Source organism: Collinsella sp. OM08-14AT (genome assembly GCF_003438115.1).
GTDB lineage: Bacteria > Actinomycetota > Coriobacteriia > Coriobacteriales > Coriobacteriaceae > Collinsella.
In genome coordinates this window covers 21,893-39,003 of sequence record NZ_QSTE01000016.1, presented here as the reverse complement: position 1 = coordinate 39,003, position 17,111 = coordinate 21,893, and the positions used below count along the sequence as shown (strand labels likewise).

Below are 17,111 nucleotides of genomic sequence, written 5' to 3'. Positions count from 1 at the left end.
TGACCGATATTTAAGGCGCGCGTTGAGTCTGCCGCCCGGACCGAGGAGTTGTCATGGACCTGCCTATCAGCTTGGAAGACATCACGTATGCCGAGAACTATCTGGCGCAGGGCGACCTGGCTACGGCGACGCCGCTGCTTGAGCGTCTGGTGGAGCTCGCCGAGGAGTATATCGACGCTGAGTGCAAGACGGAGGATAAGCGCCAGTACTTTAGCTTCGACAGCAAGTTTGAGCGCCTGGCCTATCGCCGCGTGGAGAAGGATCCGCGCGAGCTGGTGCAGGTCGAGGTTCCCTTTGACCGCCTGTACTCCGACATGGCGTTTGCCTACATTCGCCAGCAGGATTATGTGAGTGCTCGGAATGCCCTGATGCAGGCCGTGCGTTGGGATCCCATGAACTGCAACTATCGCTTGGACTTGGCCGAGCTGTTCCGCGCGCTCGAGGACAAGCAGGAGTGGGCATCGCTCTCGTTCTCGGTGCTGGAGCGCGCGAGCGACGGTAAGTGCGCCGCACGTGCCTACACCAACTTGGGTCAGTACTTCTTGGAGCCCGAGACCGAGAACATTTCGGCAGCCGTGGGCTGCGCGCGTCTGGCGCTGCGCCTGGCGCCCAATGATGCGCATACGACGCGCCTGCTCAACAAGATCCATACCACCTATCCGGATGCCGCGGACGAGAGTGACGACCATGTGATGGGTGAGCTCGCCCTGCAAGGCGTGCCGACTTCGCCTTCGGCCGAGATTGCCATCTGCCTGATCATGTGTGCGACCGATGCTGCAAGCGACGGCGACAAGCAGGAGGCGACGCGCCTGACGGTGCGCGCTCGTGATTTGGTGGGCGAGGAGGCCTGCGCGGCGATTATCAAACTGGTGCGCGAGAGCGACGCCGAGCTTAACGCCGAGCGCAAGGCAAAGCGCGAGGCTGCGGGCTCAAACGCCGACGACGTCAAGGAGGCCGGCGATGCCCAGTAAGCGCGAGCGCAAGCTCATTTCCAAGAATCGCTCGGCACATCACGAGTACTTTATCGATGAGACGTTTGAGTGCGGTATTGAGCTGAGCGGTACCGAGGTCAAGTCGATTCGCGAGCGCGCGTGCCAGATTACCGATACCTTCGCGCTGATTCGTGGTGGGGAGTGCTGGCTCGTCGGCCTGCATATCCACCCTTATAGCCATGGTGGCGTGTGGAATCGCGATCCCGACCGTCGGCGCCGTCTGCTGCTGCACCGCAAGGAGATCGACTTTCTTGACGGCAAACTTCGCAACCGCGGCTATGCGCTGGTGCCGCTGGAGCTCTACTTTAATACCGACGGCCGCGTAAAGCTGCTGCTGGGCCTAGGCCGCGGCAAGAAGCTTTACGACAAGCGCGAGGATATGGCCAAGCGCGATGTCCAGCGCGAGATCGACCGCGCCCTCAAGGAGCGCAATCGCTAGGCGTTCTGTATAAGTTGCGGTGGAATACGGACTGTTTTGCCTGTTTGAGGGGCTATTCAGTCCTTATTTCACCGCAACTGCGGGCCTCTCATCTTGCTTATACTGTTTTGACACATATGTCTCAAAGGTGGTGTCCGTTGTGGGCGCCGCCTTTTTTTGTGGGTACATACATCCATGAGGTTCCAACCCGCGTTAGGGGAGTGATTGTTATGGACAAAACTGCGTACTTTACCATGCCGAGCGGTCTGTACGTGGTGAGCGCCGCGGCAGACGGGCTGCGCGCCGGCTGCGTCATCAACACTGCGGTGCAGGTGACGTCCATGCCGCCGCGCATTTCGGTTGCCGTGAACAAGGACAACGTCACCTCGGGCGTCATCGCTTCGGCCAAAGCGTTCGCGCTGACCGTGATCGATCAGACCGCCGATATGCTCTACATCGGTAACTTTGGGTTCCGCACCAGCAGCGATTATGACAAGTTTGCCAAATACGAGGCCCGCGAGACGGCTCTGGGCATGCCCTATGTGCCCGAGCACGCGGCGGCCCTGTTTAGCTGCCATTTGATCGACACTGTGGATGTTGGCACGCATCTACTGTTTATCGGCGAGGTCGAGGATGCCGAGCGCTTGAGTGACGAGACGCCGCTCACCTACGATTACTACCATAAGGTCCTGAAGGGCAAGACGCCTCCGAAGGCGTCCTCGTATCAAGGCTAGAAATGTTTTAAAAATACTTGCATTATATTATTGAGAATCTATACTGATAAATGAAGTACATCACCAGTCGCGTTTGAGAGGAGAACATCATGGCTGAGGAGAAGAAGACGTATAAGTTCGTGTGCGTCGTTTGCGGTTACGAGGTTGAGGTCGATACGCCCGAGCTGCCCGAGGATTATGTGTGCCCGGTGTGCGGCGTCGGTCCCGATCAGTTTGAGCTCGTCGAGGAGTAGCTCGCAGACACACGGCGAAAGCCGAACATAGCTCTGTTCAAGGGCCTCGGTCGAATTCTCGGCCGGGGCCCTTTTCCTCCGCCCCCAAGGGATCACGGTTGCTGTTGGCCGATCCTGTCTGTTGTGAGTCCGGCCGACCTTTTGTCTCAATCTGTAACATCTAACGGTGGAAATTGGGCCCACTTGTTACATATCGAGACAAACCAAAACCGTCCGGCAGAAGATCTCAATCTGTAACATCTAGACATCGAAAGCGGGTCTAGATGTTACAGATCGAGACGTTTGCCTGAGTAGGTGCCCCGCCCCATTACATCCCTGTCAACAACACGACATCGAGAATCGTCACGATGGCACCGATCCCTACGAGCAGCGCGTTGAGTGGACGCGAATTGGCGTATTTGCCCATGACGCGGGGTGAACTGGTGAGCCGTATGAGCACAAAGACCGTAATCGGTAGCTGAAGCGACAGCAGTGCCTGACTCCAGATGAGACCTTCAAAAGGATTTGGGACGACCAGGCACGCCGTCACTGCGCCGACGAAACAGGCCGCCACCCCGATCGAGGAATGTCGGTCGTGGATATCGTATTCCTCGTCGAACATGCCCGCAGTGATGGTCCCCGCCGCCATGCCCGCTGTCACGCTGCTCGATAGTCCCGCGAACAGCAGCGCTACCGCAAAGATGGTCGAGCTCGCCGGGCCCAGAATGGGGGAGAGCGTGGCCGCTGCGACGGCGAGGTCGTCTACGACCATGCCGTGCGCAAAGAAGGTCGTTGCGGCCAGGATGACCATGGCCGAGTTGATTGCCCAGCCCACGCCCATCGAAAAGAGCGTGTCGAAGAGCTCGTAGCGCAGACGCTCTTCGATAACCTGCTCGCCTTGGCCTTCGAAGTGCATGGATTGGATGACCTCGGAGTGCAGAAAAAGGTTGTGTGGCATAACGACCGCACCCAGGACACTCACGATAATCGCGGCAGAGCCAGTGGGCATACTGGGCGTGATCCAGCTTGCGGCGGCTTGCGGCCAGTCGACCTTGACTAGTGCAAGCTCGGCCAAAAACGAGAGTCCTACCACGCCTACGAAGGCGATGATCCAGCGTTCGGCTCGCTTGTAGGAGTTCGTCATGAGCATCGCCATCGATACTGCCGCCACGATGACGCAGCCCGCACGCACGGGCAGCCCAAAGAGCATTTGAAGGGCAATCGCGCCGCCCAGGACTTCGGCCATGGCGGTGGCGATGGTCGCGAGATAGGCGCTGCCGAGCACCGCGCGTCCCACGATGCGGGGGAGAAAGCGGGTCGTGGCCTCGGCAAGGCAGGCGCCCGTGGCGATGCCCAAGTGCGCCGCGTTGTGCTGCAGCACGATGAGCATAATCGTGGACAGCGTGACGATCCACAGCAGCGCGTAGCCAAACTGCGAGCCCGCGGCCATATTGGAGGCCCAGTTGCCCGGGTCGATAAAGCCGACGGTCACGAGCAGCCCTGGGCCGATATGCCGCGCAATGTCTAGGCCTCCGTGACCACCGGTGCGTCGGGAGCCAAAGTGCTGTTTGAGATGGTTGAGCATGGTGCGCTCCTGCGTATGGGCGGCGTGACGTCGCATCTGGGTCGTGCGGCGCCACGCGTCGGATTTGGGTTGGGGCTACTTGTGCGCTTTGCCCTGATTGGCCACGGCGTCGATCTTGGCGGCGATGGTCGCCGGGTCGCCGATGTAGCGCTTGTCGAGGACGTTGAAATCGGTGTCGAAGGTGTAGACGAGCGGCACGCCGGTGGGGATGTTGACCTTGAGGATCTCCTCGGGCGTGAGGTGCTCGAGCTTCATGACGAGTGAGCGCAGGGAGTTGCCGTGTGCGGCGATGAGTACGCGCTTGCCGGCGAGCATCTGGGGGCGAATCTCGTCTTCGAAATAAGGCCAGGCGCGGGCGATCGTGTCCTTGAGGCACTCGGTATAGGGCAGCTGATCGGGCGCGACATCACGGTATTGCTCCTGGGTGTGGGGATCGCGCGCGTCGTCCGGCTCGAGTGCCGGCGGGCAGACATCGAAGGAGCGGCGCCAGATGAGCACCTGCTCGTCGCCGTGCTCCGCTGCGGCATCGGCCTTGTTGAGACCCTGCAACGCTCCGTAGTGGCGCTCGTTGAGCTTCCAGGATTTGATGACGGGCAACCACTCGCGATCCATTTGGCCGAGCACGATGTCGAGGGTGTGAATTGCGCGCTTGAGACGCGAGGTGTAGCAGACGCCGAAGTCGAAGCCCGCTTCTTTGAGGGCTCGACCGCCTGCTGCGGCTTCTTCGCGGCCCGTGTCGGTGAGCTCAACATCGGTCCAGCCGGTGAACAGGTTGAGCTTGTTCCACTCGGACTCTCCGTGACGGATAAGGACGAGTTGCATCGTCTGCTGGTCTGCTTGGTGCGCCATAGGGGCCTCCTTGATCTGGCACGGTGTGCGTGTCGTTTGCTTGACGTCGCAAAGGATACCCGTTTTAAGCTTAAAAGTTAACCAAGACTAACAAAATTGTTGTATTTGAATGGGATGGTGAAAGGGGGCTGCCGAAATGTCTCGATCTGTAACAACGAGGGATGGAAATTGGGCCTAGGTGTTACAGATCGAGACAGGAAGAAATGGTCCTATGGAATGTCTCGATCTGTAACAGTTTGCCGCCAAAACCGGCCCTTTGTGTTACAGATCGAGACATTCGGAACTGTCTCTCGAAAACATCTCAATCTGTAACAGTTAGTCGTCGTAATTGGGCCTTCGTGTTACAGATTGAGATGTTTGAAGTGGTGAGCTAACAGGCCGAACTTGGGGCCTATGTTGTCGCCCTTGAGGTCGGCGGTGTCCACTCGTAGGGCGTGCGTTACGCGATTGTTTCGAAACGGGTGGGAAACACAACGGGTCGGCGATGCTCCTAGTATGCCTATTCAACTGACTGTCTAAATATCTAGGGGAGGATCGCGATGCAGGCAGATTCCGCTCAGCAGCAGGGCCTTTATCGCCCCGAATTCGACCACGATGCATGTGGCATCGGCGCGCTTGCCGATATCAACGGTGAGCGCCATCACCAGATTCTGGACGACGCGCTGTCCATTCTGGTCAACTTGGAGCACCGCGGCGGTACGGGACTCGAGAAGAACACCGGCGACGGCGCCGGCATCCTGTTCCAGGTTCCGCATCACTTTTTCCGTAAAGAGGCTCAAAAGTGCGGTCAGATTCTGCCGGCAGAGGGCGACTATGGCGTGGCCATGCTGTTCTTCCCGCAGGACGACAAGGGCGTAGAGGATGCCCGCCGCGTGTTTGAGGAGGGCTGTGCCGAGGCCGGCGTGCCGCTGCTCTTTTGGCGCGAGGTGCCCGTCGACCCGCACGACCTGGGCGAGACGGCCCGCGCCTGCATGCCCACTATCCTGCAGGCCTTCCTGGGCCGTCCGGACGACACGCCCGCCGGCGATGCCTTTGAGCGTCGTCTGTACGTGTGCCGCCGCACCATCGAAAAGAAGGCCGATGCCGAGTTTGCCCTGCGAGACAAGATCTTCTACGTGTGCTCCATGAGCTCGCGCACCATCGTGTACAAGGGCATGCTGGTCGCCACGCAGATGCGCCGCTTCTTCATCGACCTCAACGACGCCGCCGTCAAAACGGCCGTGGCGCTCGTCCACTCGCGCTACTCCACCAACACCACGCCCAGCTGGGAGCGTGCGCACCCCAACCGCTTTATCATCCATAACGGCGAGATCAACACCCTCAAGGGCAACGTCAACTGGATTCGCGCCCGCGAACCCAACCTGTACAGCCCCGTGCTGCAGCACGATCTTGAGCGCGTGATGCCCATCATCAACCGCGAGGGTTCCGACTCCGCGATTCTGGACAACGTGCTCGAATTCTTGGTCATGAACGGTCGCCCGCTCACGCGTGCCGCGTCCATGTTGCTGCCCGAGCCGTGGGACCACAACGATAGCCTGAGTGAGGAGCGCCGCGCCTACGACGCTTACCAGTCCATGCTCATGGAGCCCTGGGACGGCCCGGCGGCCATCGCCTTTACCGACGGTCGCACGCTGGGCGCCGCCCTCGACCGCAACGGCTTGCGCCCCGCCCGCTACTACGTGACGCGCGATGGCCGCTTTATGCTGGCAAGCGAGGTGGGCACCATCGAGGTGAGCCCCGAGAACATCCTGACGAGCGGCTGCCTGGGACCGGGCCAGATGCTCGAGGTCGATTTTGCCCGCGGCCGCGTGATCTACAACGACGAGCTGCGCGCCCGCTATGCCAAGGAGAAGCCCTACCGCGACTGGATTGCCGAGGAGACACTGACCGTCGACGCGCTCGATGAGCCCGCCGCGCCCGCGCCCGCCGAGGATGCCGAGGTGCCCGCCGCCGTGCGCATGGCCAAGCTCGGCTATCACTGGGATGATGTTGACGAGGTCGTGCGCCCCATGGCCCAGCAGGGCAAGGCCCCGCTCGCCTCGATGGGTATCGATGCGCCGTTGGCCTGCCTGTCCAAGAAGACGCGTTCGTTCTTTGACTACTTCTATCAGCTGTTCGCTCAGGTCACGAATCCTCCGATCGATGCCCTGCGCGAGCACATGGTGACTTCGACCACGCTCTACCTGGGCAACCACGGCAACCTGCTCGAGGATTCCCGCACGGCCTGTCAGCTGGTGCGCTTGGAGCGCCCATTGCTCAACGAGGAAGAGTTCGAGCATATCTGTGCCATCGACCGTGTTGGCTTTAAGACCCGTCGTTTCCGTGCCGTCTACCGCCGCGATGCCGGCGAGGGCGCGCTGCAGGCTGCGCTCAAACAGCTTGCCGAGGACGTTGAGGCTGCGGTCCGCGACGGCGTGAACATTGTGGTGTTGAGCGATCGTGCCGCTGCGGGCGAGGTGCCCGTGCCGTCGCTGCTCGCCGTGGGCTGCGTGCACAACCACCTGATCCGCGCCGGCGTTCGTACTTTTGCCGACATCGTGGTGGAGTGCGGTGACGCCGTGTCCCCGCACGACTTTGCGGCACTGGTGGGCTACTCCGCGAGCGGCATCTATCCGTACAACGCACATGCGTGCATCCGCGATCTGGCGGCACGCGGCGACCTGGACGTGACGGCCGAGCAGGGCATCGCCAACTACAACAAGGCTGCGACCGCCGGCATCGTCTCCATCATGTCCAAGATGGGCATCTCCACGGTGCAGAGCTACCATTCGGCGCAGATCTTCGAAGCCGTGGGCTTTACGCCGGAGTTCGTCAACGCGTACTTTGCCGGCACGGTGAGCCGTGTGGGCGGTATGGGTGTCGAGGACGTTGAACGCGAGCAAAACGAGCGCTACGACGCCGCGCTCGCTATCCTTAAGAGCCCGGCTCCCGATCAGCTGCCCACGCTGGGCCTGACCAAGTGGCGCCCGCTCGGCGGCGAGGAACACCTCATCGACCCCCAGACCGTCTACCTGCTGCAGACCGCCTGCCGTGAGGACAGCTACGACACCTTTAAGGAGTACAGCGCCCGCCTGCACCGCACCGGCCGTACCGTGCGTCTGCGCGACTTGCTCGACTTTGATGCCAGCGGCCGCACGCCGGTTTCGCTCGACGAGGTCGAGTCCGCGCTCAACATCGTCCGCCGCTTTAACACCGGCGCCATGTCGTACGGCTCCATCAGCAAGGAAGCACACGAGTGCATGGCCATCGCCATGAACCGCCTGCACGGCCGTTCCAACTCGGGCGAGGGCGGTGAGGATCCGCGTCGCGAGACCCCGCTGGCTAACGGTGACTCCAAGAACTCCGCGATCAAGCAGGTGGCAAGTGCGCGCTTTGGCGTGACGAGCCGCTACCTGTGCAGCGCCTTCGAGATTCAGATCAAGATGGCCCAGGGCGCCAAGCCCGGCGAGGGTGGCCACCTGCCCGGCAAGAAGGTCTACCCCTGGATTGCCGAGGTCCGTCAGTCCACGCCCGGCATCGGCCTGATCTCGCCTCCGCCGCATCACGACATCTACTCCATTGAGGACCTGGCCGAGCTGATCTTCGACCTTAAGAACGCCAACCCCGGTGCGCGCGTGTCGGTCAAGCTGGTCAGCGAGGCTGGTGTCGGCACCATCGCCACTGGTGTTGCCAAGGGTGCTGCCGACAAGATTTTGATCAGCGGCCACAATGGCGGCTCGGGTGCCGCTGCGCGCGATTCGATCTGGCACGCCGGTCTGCCGCTGGAGCTTGGCCTTGCCGAGGCTCAGCAGACGCTGCTGCAAAACGGCCTGCGCTCGCGCGTGGTGCTCGAGGCCGACGGCAAGCTCATGGACGGCACCGATGTTGCTGTCGCCTGCCTGTTGGGCGCCGAGGAGTTTGGCTTTGCGACCATGCCGCTCATCTCGATGGGCTGCCTCATGCAGCGCGACTGCCAGCAGGATACCTGCCCCGCCGGCATCGCTACGCAAAACTGCCGCCTGCGTCGCGGCTTCCGCGGCAAGCCAGAGCACGTCGAGCACTTTATGCTCTTTGTTGCCGAGCAACTGCGCGAGGTCATGGCGAGCCTGGGCTTCCGCACCGTCGACGAGATGGTCGGCCATCCCGAGTGCTTGCGCCAGATCGAGGTCCCGGGGAACCGCAAGGCTAACCTGCTGGATCTGTCGCCCGTGCTGGCGAGCGCGACCTGTGAGTTTGGTGCCCATATTCCGGGTGCCGACGGTCGTCACTTCCTGCCGCAGATGGCTGCCGACAGCGAGCTCGACAAGACGCTCGACTCCACGTTGTTTGTGCCCTATACGGCCGATGCCCGTGCGCACCTGCGTCCGATACGCTTCCGCGCCGATATCGCCAACGTCAACCGCTGCGTCGGCACCATCTTGGGCAACGCGGTGACCAAGGCGCATCCCGAGGGCCTGCCCGCCGGCTCCATTACCATCGATTGCGATGGTTCAGCCGGTCAGAGTTTTGGCGCGTTCCTGCCGCGCGGCATTACGCTCAACGTGTGCGGCGACGCCAACGACTACTTTGGCAAGGGCCTTTCGGGCGGCGAGGTGTCGGTGCGCCCCAATCCGCATGCGACCTACAAGTTCGACGAGAACATCATCGTGGGCAACGTTGCGTTCTTTGGCGCCACGAGCGGCCGTGGCTTCATCAACGGCCTGGCCGGCCAGCGCTTTGGCGTACGCAACTCCGGTGCCACCGTGGTGGTCGAGGGTTGCGGCAACCACGGTTGCGAGTACATGACGGGTGGCCTGGCGCTCATCCTGGGCGAGGTCGGGCAGAACTTCGCTGCCGGCATGACGGGTGGCGTGGCTTATGTTTTTGACCAGTACGGCACGCTCGATGCCCGCGTGAACCACGAGAGCGTTGAGCTCAAGGCCCCGACTGCCGGCGAGCTGGCGCAGATTCGCGAGCTCATCCAGGAGCACGTGGACGCGACGCAGAGCCCGCGCGGCATCAAGCTGCTCTACAGCTTTGAGACGATGAGCAAGCACTTTGTGAAGGTCATTCCGACCGAGTACGAGCGTGTGCTGGCGATTGTCGCTGCGAGCGAGGCTGCCGGTAAGACGCATGCGCAGGCAGAGGAGCTGGCGTTTGACATTGTGACCGGTCGCGCGAGCGCCGCGGATGTCGCTCGCTTCGATATTGCGGGCGGTGCTGCGGGTGCTGCGTCCGTGGCTGCCAGCCCTGTTGCTTCGACCAAGAAGGAGGCGTAAGTGCCATGGATAAGCCCGGTGCTTTTCTTGATATCGATCGCGTGACCCACGAGCTGCGTCCCGTGGAGGAGCGCAGTCATGATTTTGATCCCCTGTATGTGGAGCTCGATGACGACGCACGTCGCGCCCAGGCGAGCCGCTGCATGATGTGCGGCGTGGCGTTTTGCCAGATGGGCGCGAGCTTTGGCAAGGCACGTCCGAGCGGCTGCCCGCTGCACAACTTGATTCCCGAGTGGAACGAGCTGGTGTACCGCGGCCGCTGGGTTGAGGCTGCCGAGCGCCTGTCGCTCACCTCGCCCATGCCTGAGTTCACGAGCCGCGTGTGCCCGGCACTGTGCGAGGCCGCGTGCAACCTGGGCTCGGTCGACGGCCAACCCACGACGATTCACGATAACGAGCGTGCGATCAGCGACCATGAGTGGGCCAACGGCGGCCCACGTCGCTTTGAGCCGGCAGGGGAGGACGCGCCCTCGGTCGCCGTGGTTGGTTCCGGCCCGGCTGGCCTGGTGGCAGCATGGGAGCTTGCACGTCGCGGTGCCCGCGTGACGGTGTTTGAGCGCGACGACCGCCCCGGCGGCCTACTCATGTACGGCATTCCCAACATGAAGCTCGAGAAGTCTGTGGTTGAGCGTCGTGTGGCGCTCATGCGCGAGCTGGGTATTGTGTTCGAGCTGGGCGCCGACGTGAGCGATCCCAAGGTTACCGCCAGGCTCGACGACTTTGACGCCGCCGTGGTGGCTGCCGGCGCCCGTGCTCCGCGTGGACTTTCGGCTGCGAACATTGATGCCCCGGGCGTGGTGTATGCCGTGGACTACCTGACGGCTTCGACCGTCTCGGTGCTCGATGGCGGCAAGCCCGCGGTGAACGCACGCGGCCTGGACGTCGTGGTCATTGGCGGTGGCGATACCGGCAACGACTGCGTGGGTACCGCGGTGCGTCAGGGCGCGCGCAGCGTGCGCCAGTTTGAGTTCTTGCCGGCTGCGCCCGATAAGCGCGCGGCGAGCAACCCCTGGCCGCAGTGGCCCAACGTTAAGAAGACCGACTACGGCCAGCAGGAGGCTATCGCTGCGATGGGTGGTGAGATGCGTGCCTGGGGCGTGGATACGCTCGAGGTGCTGTTGGACAAGAAGGGTGCGGCTGCGGGTCTGCGCGTGGTCGATCTGGACTGGTCGGCGGGAAAGCCCGAGCGCATCGCGGGCTCCGAGCACGAGGTGCCGGCGCAGCTGGTGCTCATTGCCTGCGGCTTTACGGGTCCGGAGCACGGCGTGTTCGATGCGGTGAGCGTGCCTGTTGCCATCGCTGGTCGTCCGCTGCCGGTGATGGCTGCCGAGGGCTCGCATCTCGCGGCTCGCACGGAGGGCGTCGCCGCGGATGCCGCGCCGGTGTATGTTGCCGGTGACGCTCGCAACGGCAGCTCGCTCGTGGTGAACGCTATGGCCGACGCCTTGGCCTGCGCTGCCGAAGTCGCCGACGCGCTGGCGCTGTAAGGCTGCTGCCCACAGCTGAATCGTCAAGGGCTGTCCCCAACGGCCGGCACAAAAGGAACGTCCCTAAGTGCCGCCTAAGTGCCGGCAGTTAGGGACGTTCCTTTTCTGTCGGCACTCGGGGACACTCCTTGCGGATTTGCGAGCAGTTTGCTCGTTTGTCGACGTACGGATGTTCATTTGTCGACTTCTCGGGCTGTGGTCACCTGTTGTTTCTGTGGTGGCTGCGGGCATCTGGCTCAAAAGGGCGGGTTGGCCGTCTATGTCTACCTGCGGTTTTGTTGCGGTGCGCATTTTCGATCAAGCTTTTCGTCAAGTGTTTGGTCAGTATCTGGTTTGCAGTCGGAGGCCTATTTTGCCCGCGCTGGTCGTGGCTGCCCACCTTCCTCGTAAGCTCAAATTGAGGTCCATCAGTTTGAGGAGGATGCCATGACTGACCACGCTTTTGACAGAGCAGAGCTAGCCGAAGCCGTCGGCAACGATATTGCCGACATGGCCCATTTTTGGATGCTGCGGAAGTTCCAGTTTTTGGAGCCGGCGCGCGAACAGTTCGAGATCATTGTCGACCCGTGGCTCAGCTATTGCACCGAGCCTTCGCAAAACGAAATCATGGCCTACAACATGGCATTTACCGATTGGCTGCTCTTCGAGCGCCCCTATCGCCATGGCAAGACGCTGCTCGAGCTGTATGTTGACGAGCCGCCGGCATCGCTTTCGCCTGCCTCGCTCAAGCGGCTCGAGCAGGTACGCGACACGCAGTATTTCTCGCGCTTTGGCATTTTGGACAAGGATCCTGCGAACGGCATGGTTGCGCTGAAGGACACACGCACCGATCATCGCTTTGATGTCTACGATCCGCATATCGTGCAGAAGGAGCACTGGAGTGACGGCGCGATTGCGGTGCGCCTCGCCTGCGTCGACGATGTCTGGCTTACGGCGGGACAGCTCTACCTGTATGACATCGCGCGGCTGAGCGATACGGCGGTCGATGGGCCGGGTGCGGTGCATCCGGAGGACCTGCAGGACGGCTTTGACACCTCGTGCATCAGCTTCTTCTTGCGTCTGGTCCGCGACATCATGGGCGCCCAGGGGCGGTACGTAAAGTCGCTCAACATCTACGAACAGGAATGGGAGTAGGGGATGGACGGTTGTCGCCTGCCTTGCCTTCTGCCTTTATGTCTCGATCTGTAACGTTTAGGGACAAAAAACCGGTCTACCTGTTACAGATCGAGACGAATACCTGGGCGCCGCTGGTTTGTCTAAATCTGTAACGTTTAGGGGCCTGGAGAACGTCTAACTGTTACAGATCAAGACGTTTATCAGCGGAGGCAACGGTGACAATGGTCCATTTGTCCGATGTGGTGGTGATGGAAGTGTCTAATACCGTTCTCAAACACAAGCATACGGCTCGCAACACGTTGGCGCGGAATAGGATGCTTGCCAGGCTCACGGAGGCGGCTGAACTAGGCGTGCTGCTTGTGACGCACGACAATGCCGAGCTCATGTGGCTGCGGCGCCATGTGGGAACCGACGATATCGCGGAGCCTGAGTCGCACCTGTTCTGTTTTCAGCATGATTGGGATGCGTTGACGCCGACGGAGCGAGCGCTGCGGACCATCAAAGGGCTTGCGGAGTTTCATCCCGATTGGGCGTTTTGGGGTTACGACGCGGCACTTTTGTGGGGTCTGGAGGTGCCAAATGATCTGCTTGGGCCGCGATTTCTTGTTAAGACAGGTTGCTCGGTGCCGCTGAGTGCAGGATGCCGGCTGTTGCGTCCGCAGGCGGCGGGTGCGCTTGAGCGCGTCGACGGCGTGCGAGTGACGCCGTTTTGGCGCACGGTGAAGGACTGTCTGCTGCGTGCGCCGTTTTCGTATGGTCTGGCGATCGCCGATTCTGCGCTGCGGGCGAAGGGCATATCGCGCGACGACCTCTGCGAACGGCTCCAGGCCGATTGCGAGGGCAGACGCGGATATCGCAGAGCTCAGGTGATTGCGTCGCATGCGGACGGGCTGTCCGAAAACGGTGGCGAGTCTCGGTTCCGGGCATTCTTTATTGCATACGGTTTTCCGGTGCCAGAGTTGCAGGTGGAGTTTCGTGACCCGCTTGATTCGAGCCAAGTGTTTCGCGTTGATTATTTCTGGAGGCTCGAGGACGGGACGTGCGTGATTGGCGAGCTCGATGGAAAGGGAAAGTATGCCTTACAGAACGACGAGGGTCGGGAGTCGGTCGACCCGTTCGTGGCAGAACGTCAGCGAGAGTCTCATCTGACGATGCTCGGACATAAGGTGCTGAGTTTTACGTTTGATGAGCTCAAGAATCCGGGGAAGCTGGCTGAAAAGATGAGACTGGCGGGCATTCCGCAGTGGGCCGATTTGGCTGAGCAGTGGAGGCGGCAGTGGTATGGGCGCTGAGGGGTGTAACTGACGCGGATGTGGTTGTTCCTGCCGAGTTTGTCTCGATCTGTAACAACAAGGGGCCGTTTGGCCTCGCAACTGTTACAGATCGAGACAGAAGGTTGGCTGCCGCTAAAATATCTCGATCTGTAACATCTAGAGGCCGAAAACCTGTCTACTTGTTACAGATTGAGACAAAGGTTGGACGCGGTGCCGAAAGATCTCGATCTGTAACATCTGGCTGCTAAAACCCGGTCTACCTGTTACAGATCTAGACATTTCCCGGATGTCGCTGGGATGGGACTGCAATGCATTCCGTTCTCCGTGTCTCATCCTTTCTCCGTTAACCGATATGTCCGCAGCAACCCTGCCGCACTGGGTGATAATGGACAAATGTTCAAGTTGCTCGTGAGGGAGGAGCTCGATATGGCATCTGCCGATCGTCCCACATTGTTTATCAATGCGACCGTTCTGGATGGTTCGGAGCATATGGAGCCGCAGCCCGATATGGCCGTGGTCGTCGAGCGTGGCATCATCACCTGGATGGGACCGAGCGCTGTGGCCCAAGCTCCAGCGGGGGCCGAGGTCATCGACCTGGCAGGGGCGTATCTCATGCCGGGCCTCATCAATATGCACGTGCATCTGTGCGGTTCGGGCAAGCCGGTCTCGGCGGGTGATGCGGGCGCGCTGATGAAGAAGCTCGACAATCCCGTGGGCCGCGCCATCGTTCGCCACATCCTCAAAGGCAGCGCCCAACAGCAGCTGGCAAGCGGCGTGACTACGGTGCGCGGTGCGGGTGACCCGCTGTTTGCCGACATCGCCGTGCGCGATGCTATCGATGCCGGCAAGTATCAGGGTCCGCGTCTGGTAGCGCCGGGAACGGGCGTTACAGTGCCGGGTGGCCACGGCGCGGGGCTGTTCGCGCAGGTCGCCAATACGCCCGACGAGGCGGCCGAACAGGTGCGCGACTTGTACGCTCGTGGTGCCGACGTCATCAAGTTGTTCGTGACGGGTGGCGTGTTCGACGCGACCGAAGTTGGCGAGCCGGGCGTGCTGCGCATGCCGATCGATGTTGCCGCGGCGGCGTGCAAGGCGGCGCACGAGGTGGGCCTGCCGGTTATGGCTCATGTCGAGAGCACCGAGGGCGTGAAGGCCGCGCTTGAGGCCGGGGTCGACACGATCGAGCACGGTGCCCCGATGACGCCCGAGATCCTGGAGCTGTATCGCGGCGCCGCGGGCACACAGCTCGAGGGACGCGCGCCGAGCGTGACCTGCACGATCAGCCCGGCGCTGCCGTTTGTATTGCTCGACCCGGAAAAGACCCATTCGACCGATACACAAAAGAAGAACGGCGACATCGTGTGCTCGGGCATCATCGAGAGCGCCCGTGCCGCGCTGGAAGCTGGCATTAAGGTGGGCCTGGGCACGGACTCAAGCTGCCCGTTCGTGACGCAGTACGACATGTGGCGTGAGGTGGCCTATTTTGCCAAGTATGTCGGTGTGAGCAACGCCTTCGCGCTGCATACGGCTACGCAAGTCAACGCCGAGCTGCTGGGGCTGGGCGGCGAGACCGGTACGATCGAGTGCGGCAAGGCCGCCGATATCCTGGTGACGCGCAAGAATCCGCTCGATGACCTGTGCACTCTGCGTGAGCCGACGCATGTGATGTGTCGCGGTGATTTGGTACGCAAGCTCAAGGTGAAGCGTATTCCCGAGGTGGACGCCGAGCTCGACGCGATTATGGCCATGCCTGCCGAGGCGTTGGCCGAGGAGCTTGCCCGCGACGGTGTGGCGTAGATGTGACAAAGGGGCAGCTCCGTTGCCGCATGCAAAAAGCTGAGGTCTCAACACGAGGCCTCGGCTTTTTTATCGAACAAATACTTAAGATTTGGGACAAACAAACCTGATTAATTTGTCCCGCGTGCGGGCGTTAGGAGCGGGTTTCCATCTTGGCGTGGCACTTGGGGCAGGTGACGCGGATCTTGCCTTTGCCCTTGGGGACGGAGAGCATCTGGCCGCAGTTGGGGCACTTGAGGTATGCTGTGGTCTTGCGACCCTTCCACATCTTCTTGGCCGTGCGCTTGGCACGCTCAAAGTCTTCCTTGCTGGTACCGGCCGTGCGCGAGGCGTTGGCAGCCGCGGCGCCGCTACCCAAGCTCGCTACGAACTTGCCCAGGCCGGGGACGTTAGCGGTCGCGGCGACAAAGGCCGCGTTTTCCTTGCGACGTGCGTCGATGTTTTTGGACAGGCCGCGCAGCACGCCAATCACGATTACGGCGATGGCAATCCAGCTGAGCCACTGGATATGGGCTATCGATCCGATCATCGCGATGACGATGCCGACAAAGCCCATAACGATGGTGAGCTCATCGGCGCCATTGCGGCCCTTCATAAAGTCATTCATGCAAATTGCCTTTCGTTCGATATGCTGCACGCCTTTATACCCGATTTAGAGCAAGGGGGACAGGTCAATCTGTACCAAGGTGGTGCAAACATACCTGTCCCCGATGCACCAAGAAGGTGCAAAGCAGTCCGTCCCCAATGCCCCAATTACTTGGAGAGCTTGTCGACGACGCGTTCGATCTCGGCGAGCTTGGCGGCCTTGAGGTCTTCGTCGCCCGATTCGATTGCCGAAGTCACGCAGCCCTCGATATGCGCCTTGAGCACGTCGGCGTTGATGCGCGCAATGAGCGCCTGCGTTGCCATGAGCTGCGTGGAAATATCGACGCAGTAACGGTCCTCATCGACCATCCGCAAGATGCCGTCGATCTGGCCGCGTGCCGTCTTGAGCATGCGGGTTACCGATTTGTGGTCTGCCATCATGGCGGGTCCTCGTTTCTGGTCGGGGGGGGTACCTGCGGGTCGTTACGCGGCGGTCACCGAAAGGGCGTGGAACTTCTCACCCGCGGCCTCGACAGCGGCGGCGAGCTGCTCGGCGGTCACGGTGTCGGCGCACTCCACCTGGACGGTCTGAGTCTCGTGATCGGCATCGGCGTCGGTCACGCCGGCAACGTTGAGCAACGCCGTCTCGACGGTGGCGTCGCAGTGGCCGCACATGAGGCCGGAAGTCTTGATTGTGTATCGCATCGGTATTCCTCTCTGTTGTGTCGGCTTTCCCAGACACCCGACCTTGACCTTCAAGCCGTCGCTCGCGTACCAAAGTACGCGTCGCTCCTCTTTCAGGTCAATCTCTGGCACCTGGAAAAC

Annotated in this window: 14 protein-coding genes; 9 read left to right on the top strand and 5 right to left on the bottom strand. The window is 61.4% G+C overall.

Features of this window, described 5'->3' with window-relative positions; genetic code table 11:
- Positions 1-53 precede the first annotated feature (53 nt).
- From DXC18_RS08745 to DXC18_RS08730, 4 genes are all read left to right on the top strand, one after another.
- Positions 54-971: a hypothetical protein gene (locus tag DXC18_RS08745; RefSeq protein ID WP_117716913.1), complete on the top strand. Its 918-nt coding sequence runs from the start codon at positions 54-56 to the stop codon at positions 969-971.
- On the top strand, positions 961-1,431 hold the full coding sequence (gene smpB / locus DXC18_RS08740) for an SsrA-binding protein SmpB (RefSeq protein WP_006235325.1): 471 nt from the start codon (positions 961-963) through the stop codon (positions 1,429-1,431). Before DXC18_RS08745 ends, smpB begins: the two co-directional genes overlap by 11 nt.
- Positions 1,432-1,640: 209 nt before the next feature.
- Positions 1,641-2,144, top strand: a complete 504-nt coding sequence (locus DXC18_RS08735) for a flavin reductase family protein (protein ID WP_117716912.1) — start codon at positions 1,641-1,643, stop codon at positions 2,142-2,144.
- An 89-nt stretch (positions 2,145-2,233) separates the two neighbouring features.
- Complete coding sequence (locus DXC18_RS08730) at positions 2,234-2,377, top strand: rubredoxin-like domain-containing protein (protein WP_055251878.1); 144 nt, start codon at positions 2,234-2,236, stop codon at positions 2,375-2,377.
- A gap of 307 nt (positions 2,378-2,684) precedes the next feature.
- Here the strand turns inward: DXC18_RS08730 and DXC18_RS08725 are convergent, their stop codons facing one another.
- Positions 2,685-3,941, bottom strand: a complete 1,257-nt coding sequence (locus tag DXC18_RS08725) for an Nramp family divalent metal transporter (RefSeq protein WP_117716911.1) — start codon at positions 3,939-3,941, stop codon at positions 2,685-2,687.
- Positions 3,942-4,016: 75 nt separating this feature from the next.
- Positions 4,017-4,763 carry a 2,3-diphosphoglycerate-dependent phosphoglycerate mutase gene (gene gpmA / locus DXC18_RS08720; protein WP_199412252.1) on the bottom strand — a complete coding sequence of 249 codons (747 nt, stop codon included), beginning with the start codon at positions 4,761-4,763 and terminating at the stop codon, positions 4,017-4,019.
- A 566-nt stretch (positions 4,764-5,329) separates the two neighbouring features.
- Between gpmA and gltB the strand changes: the two genes are divergently transcribed.
- The 5 genes from gltB to DXC18_RS08695 all read left to right on the top strand — a co-directional run bounded on the left by gltB (position 5,330) and on the right by DXC18_RS08695 (position 15,701).
- A complete protein-coding gene (gltB, locus tag DXC18_RS08715) occupies positions 5,330-10,027 on the top strand; it encodes a glutamate synthase large subunit (protein WP_117716909.1) in 4,698 nt (1,565 codons plus the stop codon).
- Between the two features lie 5 nt (positions 10,028-10,032).
- Complete coding sequence (locus DXC18_RS08710) at positions 10,033-11,514, top strand: glutamate synthase subunit beta (protein WP_117716908.1); 1,482 nt, start codon at positions 10,033-10,035, stop codon at positions 11,512-11,514.
- Positions 11,515-11,940: 426 nt separating this feature from the next.
- Positions 11,941-12,648, top strand: coding sequence for a hypothetical protein (locus DXC18_RS08705; RefSeq protein WP_117716907.1), 708 nt, complete (start codon positions 11,941-11,943; stop codon positions 12,646-12,648).
- A 212-nt stretch (positions 12,649-12,860) separates the two neighbouring features.
- Positions 12,861-13,922 carry a hypothetical protein gene (locus tag DXC18_RS08700; RefSeq protein ID WP_147330267.1) on the top strand — a complete coding sequence of 354 codons (1,062 nt, stop codon included), beginning with the start codon at positions 12,861-12,863 and terminating at the stop codon, positions 13,920-13,922.
- A gap of 408 nt (positions 13,923-14,330) precedes the next feature.
- Positions 14,331-15,701, top strand: coding sequence for an amidohydrolase family protein (locus DXC18_RS08695; protein ID WP_233509051.1), 1,371 nt, complete (start codon positions 14,331-14,333; stop codon positions 15,699-15,701).
- Positions 15,702-15,834: 133 nt separating this feature from the next.
- Here DXC18_RS08695 and DXC18_RS08690 read toward each other — a convergent pair whose 3' ends face one another.
- The 3 genes from DXC18_RS08690 to DXC18_RS08680 all read right to left on the bottom strand — a co-directional run bounded on the left by DXC18_RS08690 (position 15,835) and on the right by DXC18_RS08680 (position 16,991).
- The gene (locus tag DXC18_RS08690) at positions 15,835-16,308 is read right to left on the bottom strand and encodes a hypothetical protein (protein ID WP_117716904.1); all 474 of its coding nucleotides are present in this window, start codon (positions 16,306-16,308) and stop codon (positions 15,835-15,837) included.
- Positions 16,309-16,454: 146 nt separating this feature from the next.
- On the bottom strand, positions 16,455-16,727 hold the full coding sequence (locus tag DXC18_RS08685; protein WP_055285698.1) for a metal-sensing transcriptional repressor: 273 nt from the start codon (positions 16,725-16,727) through the stop codon (positions 16,455-16,457).
- A 42-nt stretch (positions 16,728-16,769) separates the two neighbouring features.
- Positions 16,770-16,991 (bottom strand): heavy-metal-associated domain-containing protein, encoded by a 222-nt coding sequence (locus DXC18_RS08680; protein WP_055310331.1) that lies wholly within the window; start codon positions 16,989-16,991, stop codon positions 16,770-16,772.
- Positions 16,992-17,111: the final 120 nt, after the last annotated feature.